Raw genomic sequence first — 23,585 nt, forward strand, 5'->3', positions numbered from 1 at the left:
ACGGATTTTCTGGTAGAGCAACACCTGGATGTAAAGATGGACTATGCTTCTGTTGCTGCGGCCGGTAGCCGTCTCGGTACAGGCACGATGATCGTGCTCGATGATAAAACATCTGTAGTAGGCTTCGTAAAAAATCTGATACACTTCTTCGCACAAGAGTCGTGCGGCTTCTGTACACCTTGTCGCGAAGGATTACCCTGGATAGAAAAGATACTGCAATCACTACAGGAAGGAAACGGTGAAGCGCACGATATACACCTGCTGGAATTTCATACAAAATATTTAGGACCTGGTAATACCTTCTGTGCACTCGCTCCCGGAGCGATGGAACCTCTGCAAAGCGCCATCAAATATTTTCGAAAAGACTTTGAACAATATATAGCCGAAGAACTCGAGAAGCTAGACCTCACAAAACCCCCACACCCCAACCGAAATCTCATAACCGACATCTCCAGGTTTTAAGAGTATATATAGTTCACACCTCGACCTACACACCTGCACACGTACACACGTGCCAACGTAAACACGTCAACACATTATGCAAATATTCATCGACAATAAACCCTACGAAATCACCTCCGGTAAAAACCTGCTGGAGACTTGTCTTTCGCTAGGACTGGATATACCGTATTTCTGCTGGCACCCCGCCATGGGATCTGTTGGTGCATGCAGACAATGTGCTATAAAACTATATAAAGATGAAAACGACAAGAAGGGAAGACTGGTAATGTCGTGTATGGAGCCCGTTGCAAACAATCAGCATATATCGATCATCGATCCCGAAGCAAAAGAATTTCGTGAGACGGTGATTGAATGGCTCATGACCAATCACCCGCACGATTGTGCTGTATGCGATGAAGGCGGCTCTTGTCATTTACAGGATATGACTGTTATGACAGGACATAACTATCGCAGGTTCCGCTATAAAAAACGTACGCATAAAAATCAGTACCTCGGCCCGTTCATCAATCATGAAATGAATCGCTGCATACAGTGCTACCGTTGTGTGCGCTTTTATAAAGACTATGCGGGTGGTAAAGATCTTGATGTATTTGCATCGCGTAGCAACGTATACTTTGGCAGGGCAGAAGATGGTGTGCTCGAGAGTGAGTTCAGCGGTAATCTCGCAGAGGTTTGTCCCACCGGAGTATTTACCGATAAAACACTCAAGCAACACTATACCCGCAAGTGGGATCTTACCATGGCGCCATCAATTTGCCAGCACTGCAGTATAGGTTGCAATACGATAGCAGGCGAACGATATGGTTCCCTGCGCATGATTGCCAATCGATATCACGGAGAAGTGAACGGATATTTTCTCTGCGACCGCGGAAGATTCGGGTATGAATTTGTCAATGCTAAAGATCGTATTCGTAAACCCATTCTTCGCGGAGAGACGGTTGACCGGCAAGCTATATTAAGCGAAGTGCCTGCTATAGTAAAGAGCTCGCACGTAATTGGTATAGGTTCACCACGCGCTTCCCTGCAAGCAAACTTTACGCTGAAAGCCCTGGTAGGTGAACAGAATTTTTATCACGGTGTGTCAGATAATGAGCACGACCTTGCAGAGCTGGCTATTCGTATTTTGAAAGATGGCCCCGTGCGAACACCCTCCACCCGCGAGGTAGAAGAAGCCGATGCTATATTTATACTGGGCGAAGATATAACCAACACCGCACCCATACTGGCATTGGCCGTGCGACAAGCCGTAAGACAACAGCCTTCTGAGTCAGCGCTACAGGTACACATACCGTTGTGGAATGATGCAGCCGTGCGCGGCATCGTGCAGGATAAAAAAGGCCCGCTATATATAGCAAGCCTTCATACAACCAAACTGGATGAGCTTGCCGCTGCAACGTATCGTGCAACACCCGATGATACCGCACGACTCGGCATGGCTGTAGCGCATATACTGGATAGTGCTTCGCCTGCAGTGAACAATCTTCCGGAAGATATAGCAGTACTGGCAGAGCAGATAGCCCGGGCGTTGGCTGCTGCGAAGAAACCGGTAATTATATCGGGTGCCGGATGCCAGAGCGATGTACTGATGAAAGCTTCTGCCAATATAGCGGCAGCGCTACACAAGAAGAACACCAACACAGGCCTTGTATTTACCATGCTGGAATGTAATTCGTTAGGCCTCGCCATGATGGGCGGACATCGGTTACAGGCTGCATTCAACGCTGTACTAAACGGACATGCCGATACCGTTATTGTATTGGAGAATGATCTGTACCGTCACGGCCATGAATCCGACATCGATAAATTCTTCGATGCCTGCAAGCATGTAATTGTGATCGATCATTCCATGCACGCCACCATGGCCCGCGCAGAAGTAATTATACCGGCTGGTACATTTGCAGAGTCTGATGGTATACTGGTAAACAATGAAGGCCGGGCACAGCGTTTCTTCCAGGTATACGAAGCGACTGATGTTATACAGGAGAGCTGGCGCTGGTTGCTAAATATAGGTTGCCATGCAGGGAACATGCACATGAACGCGTGGAAGAATTTTGAAGACGTAACCAATGCTATAGCAACAGAAGAGATTCTATTGAAAGGAGTGGAGACTATATCTCCGCCCTCACAATATCGCGAGGCAGGGCAACGTATACCACGCGAACCTCACAGATATAGCGGTCGCACGTCCATGAATGCAGATAAAAACGTAAGCGAGCCAAAGCCGCCGGAAGATCCGGACTCAGCGATGTCGTATACTATGGAAGGATACAGAGGTATGCCGCCTTCTTCCATGATTCCGTTCTTCTGGTCACCGGGATGGAACTCTGTGCAATCCGTGAATAAATATCAGCAGGAGATTGGAGCATCGTTAAGGGGAGGAGACCCCGGTATACGCTTGCTCAACCCCGTAATGGAAAAACCATTCGAATATTTTAAAGCTATACCGGAAGCGTTCCGCCCGATGGAAGATCACCTGTGGATTATGCCGGTATATCATATTTTCGGATCAGAAGAATTGAGCGCACGTTCTCCTTCTGTTGCTCAACGCATAGAGGAACCCTATATATTGCTTCATCACGATGATGCATTGAACCTGCACTTGCAAGATGGTGAATTGCTCACACTTCATATCGGTGCCCATATATATACTTTACCCGTACGAATTACTACTGAAATTCCCAACGGAGTGGCGGCAGTACCCTATGGCTTTGATGGTATACCATATGCAGAACTACCGGAGTGGGCCACCACACGAACGTCTAACGCTACCTATATACCTGCTCCAAAACCGCGACACGTAAAAACATAAACACCTAAACATGTAAAAGAATGTCACCGCTGTTAATCGTTATAGCTGTATTGGGAGGTTTACTGCTGGTAGCCCCCGGGTTGATCTGGCTGGAGCGCAGACTGCTTGCTGTGTGGCAAGATCGTTATGGCCCCAATCGTGCAGGTCCATTGGGAGTGCTCGTAGTACTGGCCGATACCCTGAAGCTGTTCTTCAAAGAAGACTGGGTGCCGCCCTTTGCCGATAAAAAAGTATTTATACTGGCACCTGCTATCGTGGTGATCACGGTGTTGATGAGCTTTGTAATCGTGCCCTTCTCGCCAGGCATTATTGTAGCCGACTTAAATATAGGCTTGCTGTTTTTTCTGGCCATGTCTTCCATGGGCGCCTATAGTATAATTCTGGGCGGATGGGCCTCTAACAATAAATACTCGTTGCTGGGCGCGATGCGCGGTGCAGCGCAGATGATCTCATACGAAGTATTTATGGGACTATCGCTCATGGGTGTTGTGTTGATGACAGGCTCTTTCAGTCTGCATGATATAGTAGAAGCACAGAAGAACATGTGGTTTGTTATACCACAGTTCCTTGGGTTTGTGATCTTCTTGATAGCCGGTATAGCTGAAACGCATCGATTGCCTTTTGATATACCGGAGGCAGAGAGTGAACTTATTGCAGGCTTTCACTCGGAATACTCAGGAATGAAATTCGGAATGTTTTTCGTAGGAGAGTATATCGGCATTATGCTCATCTCCTGTATGGTAACGTGTTTGTTTTTTGGTGGCTGGCTCGGGCCGGCATTTCTTCCGCCCATTGTATGGTTCGTGTTAAAGATGTTTGCTTTTATCGCGCTGTTCATTTTACTGCGTGCATCATTGCCTCGTCCGCGATACGATCAGCTCATGGAGTTTGGCTGGAAGATACTGTTGCCGCTGTCGTTACTGAACCTGGTAATAACAGCCGGCATTATACTCTGGATCGAACAATAGTATATATAGATAAAAACATTTAGCAGACTATATATGTTCAGCATCATCCGTACCATGTGGCTTACGTTTCTGCACATGTTTCATAAACGTGTCACCATTCAATACCCCGAAGAGAAAGTGAAGTTACCTGCACGGTGGCGCGGCCGGATCGTGCTGACACGCGACCCCGACATGGAGGAGCGTTGTGTAGGATGCTATCTCTGTGCAGCAGCCTGCCCGGTAGATTGCATCTCACTACAGGCAACCGAAGACGAGAACGGAAGACGTTACCCCGAGTTCTTCCGTATAAATTTTTCGCGGTGCATCTTCTGCGGCTTCTGCGAAGAAGCATGCCCCACCTATGCCATACAACTTATACCCGACTTTGAAATGGGCGAGTATAATCGTCAGAACCTGGTATATGAAAAGCAGGATTTACTCATCAACAGTCAGGGTAAATATCCCGGCTATAACTATTACAGAGTAGCCGGCCTTGCTATAGGGGAAAAAGACAAAGGACAAGCAGATAATGAACTGGAGCCCGTGGATGTGAAGAGTATACTTCCTTAGATAGCAGCTCTTCAGATCACATTTTTAAAGAAACAAACGCAACATTACCATGTCATTCTACATCACATCCCTCATCGCTATAGTTGCCACGATCATGGTGATTACGCGGTATAATATGATTCATGCATTGCTATACCTGGTGGTGTCGTTTCTGGCGGTGGCGGTAATTTTCTTTATGCTGGGAGCACCTTTTATGGCAGCATTGGAGGTGATCATTTATGCAGGCGCCATTGTAGTGCTGATCATTTTTGTGATCATGATGCTGAACCTGAAAGAAGAATCGGTAGAGCAGGAGCGAAAGTGGTTTTCGAAGAATATATGGATCGGTCCGGGTATATTATCCTTCATCCTGCTGGGAGAGCTGGTATATATACTGGTATCGTCTGGTACCATGCCGCTGGGTAGTACCATGGTAGATGCCAAAGCGGTAGGCATATCGTTGTATGGCCCCTATATTATTGGCGTAGAGCTGAGCGGATTGTTGCTCATGGCCGGTATAGTAGGCGCCTATCACCTGGGCCGGCAAAGAAGAAAAGTAGTACATCGTTTCCTTGAAAGAGCAGAAGAATGAAAACATTACCTATAGAATCCGGATTGTTGCTCGCGGGTGTTTTATTTACACTCGGTTTGATCAGTGTATTGATCAGGCGCAACATCATCTTTATGCTGATCTCGGTGGAGATCATGCTCAATGCCGCAGGTCTTGCTTTTATTATGGCAGGGTCGCGCTGGGTACAAGCCGATGGACAAGTGATGTTCATCTTTATACTGACCATGGCTGCTGCAGAAGTATCCGTGGGCCTGGCGTTGATACTTCAGATCTATCATCAGCTCAAAACACTCGACAGTGACGCTGCTGATAAAATGCACGGATAGTTACGAAGTGTAAACTATATATATATATACTGCTCGCAGAGCATTTCATTTTAAATTTTACTGTATGCTGAGTTTGCTTTGGCTCATACCCACTTTACCCTTTCTCGGTGCGCTTATTCTTATACTCACCGGTTCGCGTATACCACAGCGCGTGGCCGCACGTATAGGGTGTGGAAGCATAGGTCTCTCGGCTGCTATCACAGCACTGGTGGGATATGATTTTCTCGCAACCGGTCAGGCTTCCTATAAATTTACAGCATGGACGTGGTTTCATGTGGATGGCTTATCACCCGGTGTCACGTTCTATCTCGACTCATTGTCGTTGGTATTTATATTTGTGATTACCTTCGTTGGATTCCTGATCCATATATACTCAACCGAGTTCATGCAAACAGACGAAGGCTTTGCGCGATTCTTCGCCTATCTTAATTTGTTTGTATGTGCCATGCTTATCCTGGTGCTGGCCGATAACTTAGTGCTGCTATATCTTGGCTGGGAAGGTGTCGGTCTGTGCAGCTATTTACTGATCGGCTTCTGGTATAGCGAAGAGAAAAATGGTTATGCCGCGCGCAAGGCATTTATTATAACGCGCGTTGGCGATACAGCCATGGCCATTGGTTTGTTTGTGTTGTTCAGTGTATTTCATACGCTCAATATCCAGGATATACTGGTGCAGGCTCCACAAGTTTGGACGATAGGAGCTTCCTCTGCCGTGCTGGTAGGATTTTTATTACTCGGTGGTGCAGTAGGTAAATCAGCACAACTTCCTTTGCAAACATGGTTGCCCGATGCGATGGCCGGTCCATCACCGGTCAGTGCACTGATCCATGCTGCTACCATGGTAACAGCCGGAGTATATCTCATTACGCGCATGCATGGTATATATGAGCTTGCCCCGCTGGCGCAGCAATGGGTGGGCATTATAGGAGCTGTTACGTTGTTGCTGGCAGGATGCAGTGCGTTAACACAGTATGACCTGAAGCGCGTGCTGGCATACTCTACCATCAGTCAGATCGGGTATATGTTTCTGGCGTTGGGAGTAGGAGCATGGTCGGCCGCTATATTTCATTTTATGATACACGCTTTTTTCAAGGCACTGCTATTCTTATCCGCAGGTGCCGTGATTATGGCCTTGCATCACGAACACGATATGTTTCGTATGGGTGGATTGCGAAAGAAGCTGCCCGTGATATATTATACATTTCTGATAGGTGCAGCATCATTGGCAGCACTCCCTTTTATAACAGCCGGTTTCTATAGTAAAGATCAGATATTGTGGCTCGCGTGGGCAGGTGAGAGAGGTAATCTGTGGTTTTTTATAGCCGCATTAACAGGCGCTTTCATCACTGCCATGTATACTTTCAGAATGGTATTTGTTACATTCTTTGGTGAAGCAAAGACACATATCAGTCATCGGCCCGGAAAAAGAATGACGATTCCATTGGTGATACTCGCAGTTTTGTCGTTGATAGGAGGGTTTATCGAATTGCCGCATACACTCGGTCATGTTACGCTCTTTTCCAATATACTCAGTCCGTTACTGCCGGCCGTACCGTTGCGCGAAGGTGTAGAGAGCACCGAATGGACGTTGCAGCTGATTGCCGCTGCCTTTTCGCTGGGAGGTATATATATAGCCTATATATTTTACATTCAGCAGCCCAAGCTTGCCGATGATCTGCAAAGCGCCACACGTGGTGTACACCAGTTCTGGTTCAGAGGCTGGGATCTGGATGCGCTATACGATTTTGTATTCGTTCGCCCCTTCGTATACCTGTCGAAGTGGAACAAGGGCGATGTGATCGATCGCTTCTATACGTTGCTTGTTCGATTAACAGAATATTTCAACGAAACCTTTGTACGAACACAGAACGGTATACTTCGCTGGTATATTATGAGTATTGTGGCAGGAGCGATCCTGATCATTACCATCAGTTTGTTCATTCAACCTTAACGCCTGTGCTATGATGCTGATATTGTTGATCGTGATTCTGATGACCGGAGGTATTGTTGCCGGAATTGCTGCACGCTGGAATGCCGCAGCCTGTCGCTGGCTTTCATTGCTGGCGGTAACAGCAGACTTCGGAATTATACTCACGATCTGGATACAGGAAGGTCTTTCCATGACGCTTACCAACTCGTGGCTGCGCGATGTATATATACCGTGGATCCCCAGCTTCGGTATAAATTTTCACCTCGCACTGGATGGGTTGAGTTTACTGATGCTGGTGCTTACATTCTTTCTTGGTATACTGGCCGTGCTGGTATCGTGGAATGAAATTCAATACCGTATAGGTTTCTTTCACTTCAATCTCTTGTGGGTGCTGGCCGGTATTACCGGTGTGTTCCTCACCATGGATCTGTTTCTCTTCTACTTCTTCTGGGAAGTAATGCTTATACCCATGTATTTTCTCATTGGTATATGGGGGCACGAGAACCGCCAGTATGCTGCCTATAAATTCTTCATCTTTACCCAGGCCAGTGGTTTGCTGATGTTGCTGGCTATACTCGGCCTATATTTTATACATGGCGATCAAACCCAGGTATATAGTTTCGATTATTTTACGTTGCTGGGAACAGCGCTGTCGCCCGAAACAGGACGATGGCTGATGCTGGGATTTTTAGCAGCGTTTATTGTAAAGCTTCCGGTTGTGCCTTTTCACACCTGGTTGCCCGATGCACATACCGAGGCACCAACAGCCGGAAGTTTATTACTGGCCGGTTTGTTATTGAAGACTGGTGCGTATGGTCTGATCCGGTTTGTTGTTCCGCTGTTTCCTGCAGCCTCCGCTGCTATAGCTCCGTGGGCTATGCTCGCAGGTGTTGTGGGTATAGTATATGGCGCGTTGCAAGCATACGGACAAACGGACTTCAAGCGATTGATAGCCTATACCAGTGTCAGTCACATGGGGTTTGTTATACTTGGTGTATTTGCCTTTCGTGAACTTGCTATGCAAGGTGTAGTGATGCAGATGATCACACACGGTATCAGCACCGGGGCATTGTTTATTCTGGCAGGAGCACTCTATGAACGGATACATACCCGTAACATCGAAGAGATGGGAGGCTTATGGAAGAAGGTTCCTTTTATGGGTGTGATCGCGATGGTGTTTGCCATGGCGTCACTGGGCCTTCCGGGACTTGGTAATTTTATAGCAGAGTTTCTCACGCTTATCGGTGCGTGGCAGGCCAGTCAACCACTAACCATTGTTGCAACGGCCGGGCTGGTGGTCGCCACTGCTTATTCACTGCGTATAATGCAAAAAGTATTTCTCGGAAAAACCAATACCGGCTATGCCTTGCATGATCTTTCGCTTCGCGAGAAATTTATACTGGTGCCGATGTGTATCGTTATACTCTGGCTCGGGCTGTTTCCCCAGCCGGTAATTGATACTTCCAGGCCAACCGTTGCCAACAGCATGCACACGGATAATCATGCAGCACTCCATCGTGGTGCCGAAAGAAATAAAGTATATGAAGCCTTAACCAGAAGCAGCCATGAACAAAAGTGATTTGCTCAGTCTTATTCCGCTATGGATTTTGTCGAGTGCAGCCATCCTGATCTTCTTTTCGATCTCGATTAAGCGCAATCACAAAGTAATTTTTGTGATCACCGTGCTCTCACTGATTGTTGATTTCCTGTATCTCACGTTCTATAGCGATCGTCACATGCAAGCCATTGAGCCATTACTCATCTTCGATGGCTTTGGTATATTTAATATAGGACTCATATTGCTCACAACGCTGGTGGTTGTATTGATCTCGTATGCGTATTTTGAACAACGCGAAGAGCGAAAAGAAGAATACTATATATTGATGATCCTCGCGGCACTGGGTTCGGTAATATTGGTGATCAGTAAACATTTTGTGTCGCTGTTCCTCGGTCTTGAAATACTCAGTGTATCACTCTATGCATTGATCGCTTACCTGCGAACACGCGAACGTTCTGATGAAGCCGGTATAAAATATCTTATCCTTGCAGCGTTCTCGTCTGCATTCCTGCTATTCGGTATGGCATTGGTATATGCTACTACAGGCTCAATGGAATTTACCGGTATAGCAAACTGGATTGCGCAGGCACACGAAATGCCGCTCATGGTAGTAGCAGGCTTTGGTATGATGATCGTAGGCATCGGTTTCAAACTAGGTGTAGTGCCGTTCCACATGTGGACGCCCGATGTATATGAAGGATCGCCTGCACCTGTAACAGCTTTTATCGCTACAGTTTCCAAGGGAGGCATGGTGGCGCTGCTGGTGCGTTTCTTCAATGCGCTGAATGGTTATCAGTATACTTCCTTTACCTTGATATTTACCATACTTGCTATTTCATCTATGTTTATCGGAAATATACTCGCGCTTCGGCAAAGCAACGTTAAAAGGCTGCTCGCATATTCATCCATTGCACATTTAGGATATTTACTGGTGGCATTCCTGGCAGGAGAGAAGCTCGGCATGGAGGCCATGGTATTTTACCTGGTAGCCTATTTCATTACAACACTCGGTGCCTTTGGTATACTCGCCACGCTATCGGATAAAGAACGCGATGCAGAACAATTGGAAGATTACCGCGGTCTCCTCTGGAGACGACCTCTCACGGCTATAGTATTCAGTGCCATGTTGCTCTCACTCGCAGGTATACCTCTTACCGCGGGCTTTGTTGGAAAGTTCTACGTAATTGCTGCGGGAGTACATACCCAGCGTTGGCTGCTGGTAGTGGCACTCATTGTTAACAGCGTAATCGGTCTGTATTACTATATCAAGCTCATGGCTGTTATGTTCGATCAGCAACAGGAAGAAAAACCGTCTCAGGAACTTCATCCACTGGTATATATAGTGAGCAGTATAACATTAGCTGTGCTGGCCCTGTCCTTGTTCTGGATCGGTGTAAGCCCCGAGGGAATGGTGGCATTGATTCGCTCTGTATTATAGTGTTATCTTACTTCCCTGATAAGAATACATTTAGCCGGTAGCGCATTATTCGTCAAAATAGACCTTTCGGTCACTAATTAATTTGAAATAAGCATTATTTATTACGAGCTGTTTTCGGATTAACACATTCTTCTGTTCTTTGCCTGCGCAGAATGATTTTGTTCATGCAGCGATTTTGCAGGGGGAGGGTGGTAGAATGAACTTTATTGCAATAGACAGAGACTGGACTTTTTCTTATGTCAATCTAAACGAAAAGTATCCTTATCGTATCGCGATTGGCAATATCAGTTATCCTTATCTTAATTCGGTTGGAGAGCAGTTTCGCGAGCGTTGCATCGAGGCGATGAAAGATCAGCGTGCAATGCGAGTGGAGATTTATTGTGCACTGGATGGCGCAGTATGGGAATATCATATTTACCCCGGCCCGGCAGGATTATCTATATATTTCAAAGATATAACCAGGGAAGAGAACGCGGAGCGCAACCTGTCCAAGAAACAGCATACAGGAAGCAAGGAACAGCGTGCCGCTCAGGAAGAAATGCTGCTGCGTGAAATAGAATTACACAGGAGCAACAATCTTTCAAAGCTTGCCATTCCTACTGTAGAGGGTTTCGACTTTGTTGCTATACAGGAAATACTATACTGTAAAGCATCCGGAAATTATACTGAGATTTTTACTACCGATGGTGCACGACATCTTTCCAGCCGCCAGTTAAAAGATTATGAGCTATTGCTGCAGAACTATAACTTCTTCAGAATACATCATTCCTGTATTATACAACTCGACTATATAAAGACCTATACACGAGGTGAGGGTGGATACGTTGTAATGGTTGATAACACAGCCCTTGATGTTTCAAGGCGAAAGAAGAGTGCGTTTCTTGAACGGCTCGGATACAGAGCGTCAGACGCATTTACGAAAGTAGTATAATTCTCTCCGGCTAAAAGCCATCCCTTCCCGGTTAATTCATCATTACCTCCAGTTATACATTCGCTGGTCTGCCTGTTCGTTGCGCGTATAGTTTTGCGCTCCCTCAACTGCTGCATCCGGTTTTTTTGATGTCTTTCCTCATAACAATACTGAATAATGAAATATACACTTATTGAACGTCAAAGACTTGCCATCCTTGAAGAGAAAGTGGCGTTATTGGAATCGCAAATTGAAGTAGCCAGGAATTTTGTCAGAGAAATTGAGAAAGGTAATCTGGAAATAAACCTGGAACACGATGTTGCCGGGGAGGGCAATTCACTGGCGTTGTCTTTAACGAGCATGCGCGATCAGATGAAGAAGATTGCCGAAGATGAAAAGCAACGTAACTGGATAACCGAAGGGCTTGCCCGGTTTGTAGATATACTCCGAACCAAGAACGACAACCTGAAAGAGCTGGCAGAAACAGTTATCAGTCATGTAGTTAAATATATAGGTGCCAACCAGGGCGCGTTGTATGTGATGAGCGAAGACACGTCTGATGTACATCTCGAACTGGTAGCGTGCTATGCCTATAATCGCAAGAAACATATAGCGCAGCGATTCGCATTGGGCGAAGGGCTTGCCGGCCAGGCTGTGCTGGAGAAAAATACTATATATATGACAAATCTTCCTCCGGATTTTGTGAAGATAACGTCCGGACTGGGAGAGGCACTTCCCAGAAATCTGCTCATCGTACCGTTGATTCTGAATGATATAGTATATGGAGTAGTGGAGCTCGCTTCGTTCACCGTATTTCAAAATCATCACCGTGAATTTATTGAACGGTTGGCAGAGAGTATAGCAGCCACTATATCTGCAGCCAGGGTTAATCAGCATACGCGCAAACTTTTGCACGAAAGTCAGGTGCAGGGCGAACAGATGCGTGCGCAGGAAGAAGAGATGCGCCAGAATGTAGAAGAGCTTCAATCCACGCAAGAGCAAATGCAGCGCGTGTTAAAAGAGATCGAGGTGAAGGAAGCGTATGTAAATCAGCTTCTCAATGTATCGCCTGATATGATCTTCACGGTAGATAAAGAGTATAAACTCGTAAGCTGGAATAAAGCATTTGCGCGATCGCGCGAGCAGTTAGGTATGCGGGTAGAGAAAGGCTTAAATACATTGGATTGGCATCAGCTTGCTGAACGAGAAAATCAGTTGCATCTGTATAAGCGTGTGTTTGCAGGAGAGACATTCGAATATACGTTGAAGAGTATACTGAATGGTGTTGAGTATCATCACCTCTCTATATATGCACCGCTTATTGACGACCATGGCAATATATATGAAGCTGCGGTTTTTGCCAAGGATGTTACTGCTATAATAAAAGCGCAGAAGCAACTGGAAGTGGTGCTCACGGAATCTCAGCAAAAGAACGAGGAACTAAGTGCACAGGAAGAAGAGCTTCGGCAGAACATGGAAGAACTGCAGGCCACACAGGAAGCCATGATCGCGAAGCAGGCCGAGATAGATCGTGCGCGCGAGGAGAATGAGCGCATTAAACAGGAAGAAGCAGAGCGCTCGGTAAAGGTAGGTGAGATGCAGAAGAAGTCGATGCTCAACGCGACTCTGAAATTGAAGAGTAAAGTGAATGAGCTGGAACAGATGAAGCAGGAGATGGAACGGGTGAAGCAGGATGAAGCTGTGCGTGCACAAAAGATAGCGGAGATGCAGAAGCAGGCCATGAATAAACTGAGTCTGCGGCTCAAGGCTTCGGAAGAAGAATTGAAACGACTTAAATCAACTATAAATTAAACCTGTATCATGAAAAAAGAATTAATTGTAAGTTTTGAGTACGGTGTAGCAAAGAATGGCGCACATATATACTTTCTGCCTGAACTGAACTGTATACTTCTGGAATGGAAAGGCGATGTGCTGCTGGAAGAGTGGATCGAAATTCTGACGCGCGGTGCTCAGGAAGTTGCCAAAAACAAAGCGACTAACTGGATCGGAGATACTTCGAACCTGGGCGCTACCAGCGATGAACATAACAAATGGGTACAGGAAGTATTTACTCCTATGGTAATAAAAGCAGGTCTTAAAAAGATTACCGTTGTTTTACCGAACGATATACTCGGTGAGATGTCGATGCAGGAGATCATGGAAGATCTGAAGAACACGGCTTCCAGCTCATCAACCATGGAGGCGATGTATACAAAAGATATCAACGAGGCTTTTGCCTGGGTTAAAGGAAACTAGATATATGGTATATCTTGTTTAGGTTGTAAAAGGAAATGCCAGGGCTGTTCACCTGGCATTTTTACTATATATAGGGAAAAGGAAATCATACTCTTCTTTGAATCTCTATTAACGAATAACGGAATTGAACATCGAACAAGGAACACTGATCAACGAATGTCGAAGTATAAAAGATCTGGAAGACGGGAGGTCCGAACCATTTTCCACTCACGAATAACAAATAACTATTAACGGATATACGTAACGACTAACGATAATAAAAAATGCCAGACATACATCTGGCATCCTTATAATATATATTCTTAAAAATTAGTAATCGCCCAGTGTCTCTTCGAGTTGTGCGAGTGCTTTTTTCAGTTCTTCATCATTGGGAGCAACACCGTGCCATTTGTGTGAGCCAACCATGTAGTCAACACCAAAGCCCATTTCGGTTTTCATCAGGTTGATCACGGGTTTGCCTTGCTTGGCGAGCTTCTGTGCATTTTCCAAACCGGCTACTACTTCTTCCATCACATTACCGTTAAACTCCTGCACGATCCAACCGAAAGATTCCCACTTGGCGCGGAGATTCAACAAGGAAAGTATTTTATCTACCGGGCCATCAATCTGCTGGCCATTATAGTCAATCGTAGCAATCAGGTTATCAACTTTGTTGTGGCCGGCATACATAGCTGCTTCCCAAACTTGTCCTTCCTGCAGCTCGCCATCGCCCATCAATACATATACAAAGCGATCGTCTTTGTTCAGCTTCTTGGCCTGCGCGGCACCAATGGATACCGATAAGCCCTGGCCGAGCGAGCCGGAAGCGATGCGTATACCCGGAAGGTGTTCGTGCGTAGCAGGGTGACCTTGCAAGCGTGAATCAAGCTTACGGAATGTAGCGAGTTCTTTTATATCAAAATACCCGGCTCTTGCCAGGGTTGAATACCATACCGGGGAGATGTGACCGTTGGAGAGGAAGAAAAGATCTTCACCAATACCATCCATGTTGAACTTCGGGTCGTGCTTCAATTGCTTGAAGTAGAGGGCGACAAAGAAATCAGTACAGCCGAGTGATCCGCCCGGGTGACCGGACTGGCAACCATGTACCATGCGAACAATGTCTCTGCGAATCTGTGAACTCAGTCTCTTAAGGGAAGCGATGTCGGTTGTTTGGCTCATGAAGTCAAAATTTGTCGCGAAGATGCTGTAATTTTTCTAACCTTGAAAGAAAAAGCGGTGTCAATTCAGGATATGGTGTGTTTATTTTGATTCTACCACACGAATCGTAAACGGAACTTTGTGCAGCGGGTGATCGGTGTTGTAAACCTTCTCGCTGGCAATCTTGTCAACAACATCCAGTCCTTCCGTTACCTCACCAAACACAGTATATTCCCCATCGAGCGTCATATAGCCTCCTACCGTACGATAGGCCTCTCTTTGCTCCGGTATTACATTTATACCGAGGTTGCGTGCTTCAATATCGATGTCTTCATCGGTGTAGCGTGTTCCATGCACAATGAAGAATTCGGCTGCTGATGATTCTTTTTTCGGATTGTTTTCGGTAACACGTGCCATCGAAAGTGCGCCCTTCTTATGAAAATGTTTCGGATTGAACTCCGATGGAATGACGTAGTTCAGTTTCTTTTTCAAGTCGCCACCCTGGATCATAAACTCATACGCGATGCGGTAAAAATCAGCCTCATCGTAATAACCTTCCTTGATGAGCTTCACGAAATTAGCGCGGTGCAGCGGTGTATCTTCGTATAGCTTCAGGCGAATAGTGCCCATCTTCGTCTCGATGATCACTTCATTCTCCGGGTTTTCTTTACCATACTGTGTCAGTACTTCTTTCAGATTTTCAGGTGTGATCACCACGCTCTCTTTCTTGCCGCACGACAGGAACAGAAACATGAGTGATACTATACAAAAGTAGTTTATTGGGTAATGTTTCATGATCGTAAAGAATTTCACAAAGTAAAAACGTTTGCAATAATGTACAACGTAAAAGCATTTTAACGCTTTACTTTAATCTCTATATTCGCCCGCTCATGGACAGCAAGAAACATTATCTGGCCGCGATATCTGCCTTTGTGATCTGGGGATTCTTCTCCATTCCATTGCGGGCACTCAAGGCATATTCGGCAGGAGAGATCCTGTACTTTCGTATTTTGTTTTCATCGCTGGTGTTACTGGTCATCGTGTTGGGATTCAAACGCGATGCCTTGCGTAAAGACTTTGCTTTTCTCAAATCATTTCCCGCTGCCAAACAACGCAATGTTATCCTGCTCACATTGGCAGGTGGTGCATTGCTTACGGTAAACTGGCTTACGTTTATTTATATCGTTAATCATATCAACATCAAAACGGCTTCATTCTCGTATCTCATCTGCCCGGTAATTACAGCTGTATTAGGATATGTGTTGATACAGGAGAAGATGTCTACCCTGCAGTGGATAGCCGTAGCGTTGTGTACAGTAAGTTGCGTGGTGATGGGAATGAATTCAGCACTCGAGCTTGGCTATAGCTTTCTTACAGCCTTTACCTACGCGCTATATCTGATCTCACAGCGAAAGAATCAGGGCTTCGATCGTATGATCGTGCTTTGTATACAGGTGTTGTTCTCGTTCATCATCCTGAATATATTCTATGGTCAGTTGATACATGCCATACCATCAGCACCTGTATTCTATAGTATCATTTTCGGTATAGCCGTGGTGTTTACTGTATTGCCATTGTTCCTGAATCTGTTTGCCCTGAACAGGATCAACTCCGCTACTATAGGTATACTGATGTATCTCAATCCACTGATCAACTTCAGCGTGGCTTTTGTTGTATTTGGAGAAACCGTCAATAGCATACAACTGGTGGGCTACTGTATCATTGTGGTAGCACTGGTGATATTCAATTATCCGGCAGTGGAGAGCTTGAGGCTTAAAGTGAAAAGCTGAAAGTATTTCCCGCCCGATAACTATCGGGAGCAGATAAACGCAGAAGTTTAAAATAGAAAGTTATACTTCGACATTCGTTGATCGGTGTTCCTTGTTCGATATTCAATTTCGTTATTGGTTACACGTTATCCGTTAGCAATCTGTTCTGAGGATTCGCAGAGTTGTACTGCTCGGTTATTTCGCAATTTTTACTTTTATACTTCTTTCAGTCACTCCTCCTTTACTGTCATCCCAACCGTCACCTACTAGATAAAATTGAGAGTCAATCTTAATAAGCCTGTTTTCATAGTCTTTTTCTTCAGACAAAAATGCTTTTGTTCTTGCAACTTCTTCCCACTTTCCGCTTTTAAAAGTCCACACAAAAATGTTATACCAATAACCTTCAAACCATTCAGAAAATAATATAATCTCGTTGGCTTGGTCATGGTTCATGTCATCCGCCTTTTCCAGGTAAACGCTGAGGGAGTGGTCAATAATAAGGTCCGGAATGTTGCCAGTGAATTTAATTTTCACCTCGCAATTTGTATTTGCACATTCTTTTTCAATTGTACCGTCTGCCCGCACACTGCGATCATAAATAACATAAGCCGTGTCGACACTTTTGTCATTGTTGATATCGCCAACGTAATAAGGTTCGTGGATATGTTCGATTATATTTTGGGCAGGTTTTGAATCTATACTGTCAGCCAATACTATAGCTTGCTTGTCGGGCAAAACATTATCGGTTGCATTTTTCTGTCCGCAGGCAGAGAGTAAGATAATTAAGGATATCAGACTCGTACGTGTAGTTCTATATTGGGGCATAGCTCCTAAATATAGGGAATTATCTATTGAGGCAACTCAGTATATATAGGACTTTCTTCTTAAAAGGGGCAGATGTATAGCACGCAATACTGAGAAAGGTTCACAACGTCAACATTCGTTGATCGATATTTCTTGTTCGATATTTATTTTCCCGCAGATGAAAATGCAAGCAGAAAGCTAAAAGCTGAGCAGCATGCATTTACTTTCCGCTTTCAACTTTCTGCTTTATACTTTATATTATTATCCTCCCAGGTTTTCCAGTCCTTCTACTTCATTGGCCGTGCTGTCGCTCGGTTGACTGGCGCGGAGCATTTTCATTTTGCGTTTATAGAGTTTCTCCATGAACGACTCTTTCAAGGTAGAAAGTGTATCGGCTTGTCGTATGGAATCTTGTTGAGCAACCATCACTTTCAGTTCAGCCAGGAGTTCGTCATCCAGTTCGTACAGATCGCAGCTCAGACGTTGTTGTAAATCGTAGGGCAGGCGCGAAAACGTAGCATCCGATATACTCTTAAAATGCGGATCATTGTTTACCTGCTTCATAAAGTAGCCATACATCGGTAACGCTGTGTTGGAACCCTGACCAAGTTCTGTATTTCTGAAATGTATCCGCGGATCATCAGCACCGGCCCATGTACCCACCACAAGGTTTGGTGTCATGGCGAGGAACCAGCCGTCAGCATTGGCTTGGGTTGTTCCTGTTTTACCGGCAACGTCGTTATATACTCCATACTTCCAGCGCAGGCGCGAAGCTGTACCTTCGTGTACAACGGTCTGTAACATCTGTCGTACCAGTAATGCAGTCTCTTTGGATATAGCCCGTACGCCTTTATTAGCAGGTTTGAAATCCTGGTATACTTTTCCGTTCAAATCTTTTATAGCGATGATGTGATAGGGAAGTACCGTAACACCTTCGTTCGCGATGCACGAATAGGCCGTAGTCATTTCAGTAAGTGATACCGAAGAAGAGCCCAGTGCTACCGAAGGTACATGTTTCATCTCACTGATAACACCCATCTTTCTCGACAGTGCTATAGTACTATCAACACCGGCCATCTCGATCAACTTTACCGATACAGTATTTACCGAATACGCGAGCGCTCCTCGCATAGAATATTTTACCTGGTAATCGTTTTGTGTATTTCGCGGAGTCCACTTGTCGCCCTCCTCATCAATATAGGTCTTGCGTTCAGCAGATATAAAATCGCAAGGCTCAAATCCTTTTTCAATGGCCATGGAATATACTATCGGTTTGAAAGTAGAACCCACCTGTCGCTTGGTAGAAGTCTTCACATGATCGTATTGAAAGAAGTCGTGATCGATACCACCTACCCACGCTTTGATCATGCCGTTCTTCGGATCCATCGCCAGGAAACCTGCATTTAAAAACTGAATGTGGTGCTTGATAGAATCGATGGGACTCATCTTCATCACTTTTTCGCCTTCCCACGAGAACACACGCATCGGCACCGGCTTCTGCATTTCAACCAGTATCTCTTCTTCTGACATGCCTTGTTCTTTCATGTGTTGATAGCGCTGGCTGCGGTGTATCGCATCCTGTATAACTTCTTCATTCTTCTGCCACGGATTTTCTTTTCGCCAGTGATCGAAGAATTGTTTTTGTATTTCCGTCATCTGCTGTGCTACCGCTTTCTCGGCATATTGCTGTAAGCGAGAGTCGATCGTGGTATAGATCTTTAATCCATCCGTGTAAATATTATAGGGCGATCCATCCGGTTTTGTATTGTTCCTGCACCACGTCATCAACTCCGCTTTCACAAACTCGCGGAAATAAGGAGCGAGCCCTTCGTGAAAAGATATACTGCTATATTTCAGTCCGAGCGGTAATTTTTTGAGCGAGTCCAGTTTCTCCTTCGTCAGGTAATTATACTTGGCCATTTGGGCAAACACTACATTTCTGCGTGTGAGCGATCGCTCGGGAAATAAACGTGGGTTATACGAGTTGGTAGCTTTCAGCATGCCCACCAATACGGCCGCCTGACTTACCGTAATATCTTTCGCTGAGCTGGAGAAGAAACGCTTGGAAGCCGCTTCTATACCAAAGGTCTGGTCTGCAAAGGGAATGGTATTGAGATATAGTGTAATGAGGTCTTTCTTGGAATATATACTTTCAAGACGTTGTGCTGTGATCAGCTCGCGCGATTTGTTGATGAGCATAGACAATATCCAGTAACGCTTTCGCGGATACAGGTTCTTGGCAAGTTGTTGTGTAATAGTACTCCCGCCACCGGCTGATTCTTCCTGTAGCAAAATGGATTTTACCAATACGCGCCCGAGACTTTCAAAGTCAACACCACTGTGTTCATAGAAGCGAACGTCTTCAGTAGCGATCAGTGCATCCATCACGACCGGAGAGATCTCCTCGAATTTTATCTCCGTGCGATCCTGTATATAGTAACGTCCCAGCAATACACTGTCGGCACTATATACTTCAGAGGCCACCTGGTTTTGAATACTGCGCAGTGAGCGGTAACTGGGAATCTCGATCCATACTACGAGCAGCAAAAACAGGGGAGGCCCCAGCACAATAGAGCCGATAATCGTCCAGCGTTTTGCTTTGGGGTGAGTCCGGTAATATTCGCGTACCTGCTCGTAGCGGGGCTTGATATACCGGATAACCGGCTCGGCCCGTTGCAACAACGTGATATAGATCTGGTGTACTTTACTTCTTAGATTCTTAAAAAATTCTTGCATAGCTGTTCACGTCACAAAACGAAAAGAGGTAAGATAATTACCCGCACAGTATATAACAATCAGGATAAAGCGTTGGTAACGGTTATTTATCGTTTGATGTTAAAAGGGGAGAGTTTAACAAACATAAAAGCCTTCAAATCTCTCAATTTAAAGGCTTGCCTATTGTTGCTTTCTACCGGACGCGGCAAAATTCTGAACCATTTTTACGAGGATTTTAGGGGTGCTCAAGGGGTGAGGGTTACTTTTCTGCAAGGTAAGTTTATTTTTTGAAGAAACGGATACCGGGTGGTATTCTGCCCGAAAAGCAATTTGTCTTGCTTACCCGACACCTATTTCTCATTCAAGGCTACCGCTTACCTGGCGATAGCGCCCTGTTGATCATTATGGTTATACCCGCATAACTTTCGCGGCTTAGTTTTGTTTTTTATACGGCAGAAATTTTACCCGTTTTCAAAATGAATACAATACTCCTGGTAGATGATAGCGATACCTGTATCTTTCTGCACAGGAAGATCATTAAACTCGCGTCACCTTCTGCGGTGGTTCATACCGCCGGCAATGGAGAAGAAGCGTTGCAATTCCTGGAACAGCATCAGCACGACCTTCCGCAGATCATTTTTCTGGATCTCAACATGCCGGTCATGAATGGTTTCAAATTTATAGAGGCACTGCAGAGCCGTTCGTTCCCCGGAAAAGAAAATATCACCATCATCGTTGTATCATCTTCTGAAGACTCGGAAGATATTCGCCAGAGCCGGCAGCTGGGTATACAGCACTACATGGTAAAGCCGCTCACCGTAGCCAAACTCAAAGCCATGGCACCGGCCATTCATTTACCGTTAGGATAAGAACATTGACTTTCAATAAATACAAAAAGTGCCCCCGGAATTTCCGGCGGCACTTTTGTTTTATAGTATATCTGTACGGTGTTTATGCACTTACCACGATAGTATGCGTGAGCACATAGCCATCCGCCACACTGCCGGTTACAGTAGCTACCTCGTTGTCGAGGGAGTCTGTAAACACACTGTCGCTCGCGTTATAAGTATAGCCCGACATACCTTTGGTATATCCGTTGGCAGTAGAAGCATTTACAAGAACCACGGCACTATCGCTACCTTCCGGGAAGGCAATTTGTGTTACTAACAAAGAAGTTCCTGCCGAGTTATACACGTGCACGTGAATGTGCGTGGCGCGGCTTTGGTACCATCCGGGAAATATAGAGGTAAATGATACTTTACCATCGCTGTTGGTAGTCTGGCGGCCACGCAGGAAGTGCACAGATGTATAGTCTACCGTCTGCATGGAAGTGCCACCATATTCTGAATAATAACCATCCTTATCGCAGTGCCATATATCAACCAGTGCACCCTCCAGTGCTGTGCAGCTGTTGTTTTTATTTTCGATGGTGATCACAATCGTGAAGGCAACACCGGTTCTGTCGCCACGGATATCTGTCTTAACAAGATCCGATGGACTCTTGGTAGGGAAAGGGCCAGCTGTTTCGGAGTCGGTAGCTGTACAGGAGGTAGATGCTGTACTAACGGTAAAGCTGGAAGAAGATGTTACCGTAACACCATTTACCGTTACGGAAATAGTTCCGGAAGTAGCACCGCTCGGCACAGTTACCACCAGTTGTGTAGCAGTAGCTGATGTAACCGTTGCTGTTACGCCATTGATGGTTACTGTGTTTTCGGAAGCTGTTGTACTGAAGTTGGTTCCGGTAATAACGATCGATGAACCAACGGCACCGCTACTGGTAAAGCTGGTAATGCTTAGCGTAGTGCTGGTAGTGCCGGAAGTTGTTACCGTATAGTCGCTGGCAGATGTAGCCGTAAGGCCATTTACAGTAACAGTAATCTTGCCGGTAGTAGCACCTGACGGAACAGTAACCGTAAGTTGCGTGGCGCTCGCTGCAGTAACAGTAGCAGTGGTTCCGTTAAAGGTAACCGTGTTGTTTGTAGTAACGGTGCTGAAGTTTGTTCCCGTAATAGTAACCGTAGTTCCCGTTGCACCGCTGGTTGGCGTGAAACTGGAAATGGTAGGTGTGAGAACACTCTCATCATCTTTACTGCACGAAACAATGAGTGGCACCATCAGACCAGTCATTCCCAGGCTCTTCAAAAACTGCTTTCTTTCCATAAGTATATAATTAGGGTAAATAATGTGCGGGTATATTTTGTGTGTGAATGTTGTCAAAGGAACGAAAGGTAAATTGCTTTATGCGGGTTGTTATTACATTTGAGGCGAAGCAAGGGATTTTCAAGGAGTATCAATCGATGAAGTAAAATATATAGTCTCCTGCAGGTATTGAATATACATGCGAAGCGGAGTTTGCGGATTTACGGTGAATGAAATATAGGCTGTATGCTCAGTATATACACGTAGACTAATGTATGTATATATTTAATTGTAATATGTATATATTTAATTGTAATTGGCAGATGAATTAAGACAACAGGTATATAAATACGATATAGGTATAAATAAAAAAGTGCCGCATGAATTTGCTTCATACGGCACTTTAAATTTCTCTGGTGATGACTATGGATTCAGATCTTTTGTAACATCTGATTTAACATCGTCCATTTGTTTCTTCACATCATCCATCGCGCCTTTAAATTCGCGAACACCTTTGCCAAGTCCTTTCATAAACTCGGGAATTTTGTTCGCGCCAAAAAATACAAGCATAAACAGCCCGATCAGTAAGATTTCCTGGAAACCAACACCACTCAAAAACAAAAGAATTGTATACATGATTTTAGTAGTTAAATTTTGTGCGTTTGTAAACTAATCAACGCAGACGCTAAGGTAGTTATTACCCCGTGCCTGCAAAACAATTCGAAAGAATATGTGAACCGCTCTTCATAAAAAAAGAGGGAAACATCCTCTTTTTGAAGGGCAAGCTTTTTTTAAGGTAAGCACCGCAATGAAAGAGCTGTTGACTTTGAACCTCAAGCTGCCAGATTGAAGACAGCTGCTTCCTGTATAGGGAATGATGCATGATATATATCCAATTTACTGAACAATATATAATACTCATGAAGGGATAATAACTCTTCCAGCATGTTTCAACTGGACCTCATCCAATCTTTGGCCTGGTGAGAGTGTGTGTGGATGGGATGCAGACCAGGTGGAACATGCGAGGCCCCGCGGCCCGGGAGCGGGCTATGGAATACGCTAAAAGTTAGGTAAATGGAGATTGCGAGTAAAGAAATGCATTCATTGGCTCGAACGGGATTTATAAATTTCCCGGGGCAACATTAGCTCGCAGCTCTTCAATATTGTTCGACCAATGTACGGATGTGAACAACGCCTGCTGATAAAATCTTCTTAAACGCGCGCTATAGCTGCTTTTACACACTGGCATGAATATTATT

Annotated in this window: 20 protein-coding genes; 14 read left to right on the top strand and 6 right to left on the bottom strand. The window is 45.1% G+C overall.

The window, feature by feature from the left end:
* The 12 genes from VIN08_RS24915 to VIN08_RS24970 form a co-directional block, all read left to right on the top strand.
* On the top strand, nucleotides 1–462 hold a 462-nt coding region (locus VIN08_RS24915), incomplete at its 5' end, for an NADH-ubiquinone oxidoreductase-F iron-sulfur binding region domain-containing protein (RefSeq protein WP_331971372.1).
* 76 nt (nucleotides 463–538) lie between these two features.
* The gene (nuoG, locus tag VIN08_RS24920) at nucleotides 539–3,271 is read left to right on the top strand and encodes an NADH-quinone oxidoreductase subunit NuoG (protein ID WP_331971374.1); all 2,733 of its coding nucleotides are present in this window, start codon (nucleotides 539–541) and stop codon (nucleotides 3,269–3,271) included.
* 20 nt (nucleotides 3,272–3,291) lie between these two features.
* Nucleotides 3,292–4,239 (top strand): NADH-quinone oxidoreductase subunit NuoH, encoded by a 948-nt coding sequence (nuoH, locus tag VIN08_RS24925; protein ID WP_331971376.1) that lies wholly within the window; start codon nucleotides 3,292–3,294, stop codon nucleotides 4,237–4,239.
* Nucleotides 4,240–4,272: 33 nt separating this feature from the next.
* Nucleotides 4,273–4,788, top strand: coding sequence for an NADH-quinone oxidoreductase subunit NuoI (nuoI, locus tag VIN08_RS24930; protein ID WP_331971378.1), 516 nt, complete (start codon nucleotides 4,273–4,275; stop codon nucleotides 4,786–4,788).
* A 43-nt stretch (nucleotides 4,789–4,831) separates the two neighbouring features.
* Nucleotides 4,832–5,359 (top strand): NADH-quinone oxidoreductase subunit J, encoded by a 528-nt coding sequence (gene nuoJ, locus VIN08_RS24935; protein WP_349257898.1) that lies wholly within the window; start codon nucleotides 4,832–4,834, stop codon nucleotides 5,357–5,359.
* Nucleotides 5,356–5,664: an NADH-quinone oxidoreductase subunit NuoK gene (nuoK, locus tag VIN08_RS24940; RefSeq protein WP_331971382.1), complete on the top strand. Its 309-nt coding sequence runs from the start codon at nucleotides 5,356–5,358 to the stop codon at nucleotides 5,662–5,664. Before nuoJ ends, nuoK begins: the two co-directional genes overlap by 4 nt.
* Nucleotides 5,665–5,728: 64 nt before the next feature.
* The gene (gene nuoL, locus VIN08_RS24945) at nucleotides 5,729–7,615 is read left to right on the top strand and encodes an NADH-quinone oxidoreductase subunit L (protein WP_331971384.1); all 1,887 of its coding nucleotides are present in this window, start codon (nucleotides 5,729–5,731) and stop codon (nucleotides 7,613–7,615) included.
* A 10-nt stretch (nucleotides 7,616–7,625) separates the two neighbouring features.
* Nucleotides 7,626–9,173 (top strand): NADH-quinone oxidoreductase subunit M, encoded by a 1,548-nt coding sequence (gene nuoM, locus VIN08_RS24950; protein WP_331971387.1) that lies wholly within the window; start codon nucleotides 7,626–7,628, stop codon nucleotides 9,171–9,173.
* Entirely contained in the window at nucleotides 9,160–10,590 is a 1,431-nt protein-coding gene (locus VIN08_RS24955; protein ID WP_331971390.1) for an NADH-quinone oxidoreductase subunit N, read from the top strand. Before nuoM ends, VIN08_RS24955 begins: the two co-directional genes overlap by 14 nt.
* Nucleotides 10,591–10,786: 196 nt before the next feature.
* Complete coding sequence (locus VIN08_RS24960; RefSeq protein WP_331971393.1) at nucleotides 10,787–11,521, top strand: LytTR family DNA-binding domain-containing protein; 735 nt, start codon at nucleotides 10,787–10,789, stop codon at nucleotides 11,519–11,521.
* A gap of 156 nt (nucleotides 11,522–11,677) precedes the next feature.
* Entirely contained in the window at nucleotides 11,678–13,312 is a 1,635-nt protein-coding gene (locus tag VIN08_RS24965) for a GAF domain-containing protein (protein ID WP_331971396.1), read from the top strand.
* 9 nt (nucleotides 13,313–13,321) lie between these two features.
* Nucleotides 13,322–13,756 carry a hypothetical protein gene (locus VIN08_RS24970; RefSeq protein WP_331971399.1) on the top strand — a complete coding sequence of 145 codons (435 nt, stop codon included), beginning with the start codon at nucleotides 13,322–13,324 and terminating at the stop codon, nucleotides 13,754–13,756.
* A gap of 309 nt (nucleotides 13,757–14,065) precedes the next feature.
* On the opposite strand, the gene VIN08_RS24975 is transcribed toward VIN08_RS24970, so the two are convergent.
* Nucleotides 14,066–14,917 carry a transketolase gene (locus tag VIN08_RS24975; protein ID WP_331971401.1) on the bottom strand — a complete coding sequence of 284 codons (852 nt, stop codon included), beginning with the start codon at nucleotides 14,915–14,917 and terminating at the stop codon, nucleotides 14,066–14,068.
* Between the two features lie 81 nt (nucleotides 14,918–14,998).
* Complete coding sequence (locus VIN08_RS24980; RefSeq protein WP_331971404.1) at nucleotides 14,999–15,691, bottom strand: peptidylprolyl isomerase; 693 nt, start codon at nucleotides 15,689–15,691, stop codon at nucleotides 14,999–15,001.
* Between the two features lie 95 nt (nucleotides 15,692–15,786).
* Between VIN08_RS24980 and VIN08_RS24985 the strand changes: the two genes are divergently transcribed.
* A complete protein-coding gene (locus tag VIN08_RS24985; protein ID WP_331971406.1) occupies nucleotides 15,787–16,686 on the top strand; it encodes an EamA family transporter in 900 nt (299 codons plus the stop codon).
* A 174-nt stretch (nucleotides 16,687–16,860) separates the two neighbouring features.
* Here VIN08_RS24985 and VIN08_RS24990 read toward each other — a convergent pair whose 3' ends face one another.
* Nucleotides 16,861–17,490, bottom strand: a complete 630-nt coding sequence (locus VIN08_RS24990; RefSeq protein ID WP_331971409.1) for a hypothetical protein — start codon at nucleotides 17,488–17,490, stop codon at nucleotides 16,861–16,863.
* Nucleotides 17,491–17,730: 240 nt separating this feature from the next.
* Nucleotides 17,731–20,205 carry a transglycosylase domain-containing protein gene (locus VIN08_RS24995; RefSeq protein ID WP_331971412.1) on the bottom strand — a complete coding sequence of 825 codons (2,475 nt, stop codon included), beginning with the start codon at nucleotides 20,203–20,205 and terminating at the stop codon, nucleotides 17,731–17,733.
* 455 nt (nucleotides 20,206–20,660) lie between these two features.
* Between VIN08_RS24995 and VIN08_RS25000 the strand changes: the two genes are divergently transcribed.
* Complete coding sequence (locus tag VIN08_RS25000; RefSeq protein WP_331971415.1) at nucleotides 20,661–21,053, top strand: response regulator; 393 nt, start codon at nucleotides 20,661–20,663, stop codon at nucleotides 21,051–21,053.
* 82 nt (nucleotides 21,054–21,135) lie between these two features.
* Here the strand turns inward: VIN08_RS25000 and VIN08_RS25005 are convergent, their stop codons facing one another.
* Nucleotides 21,136–22,347, bottom strand: a complete 1,212-nt coding sequence (locus tag VIN08_RS25005; protein ID WP_331971418.1) for an IPT/TIG domain-containing protein — start codon at nucleotides 22,345–22,347, stop codon at nucleotides 21,136–21,138.
* A 402-nt stretch (nucleotides 22,348–22,749) separates the two neighbouring features.
* Nucleotides 22,750–22,962: a twin-arginine translocase TatA/TatE family subunit gene (locus tag VIN08_RS25010; RefSeq protein ID WP_331971421.1), complete on the bottom strand. Its 213-nt coding sequence runs from the start codon at nucleotides 22,960–22,962 to the stop codon at nucleotides 22,750–22,752.
* Between the last annotated feature and the right edge of the window lie 623 nt (nucleotides 22,963–23,585).

Source organism: Ohtaekwangia sp. (genome assembly GCF_036568665.1).
Lineage (GTDB): Bacteria > Bacteroidota > Bacteroidia > Cytophagales > Cyclobacteriaceae > Ohtaekwangia.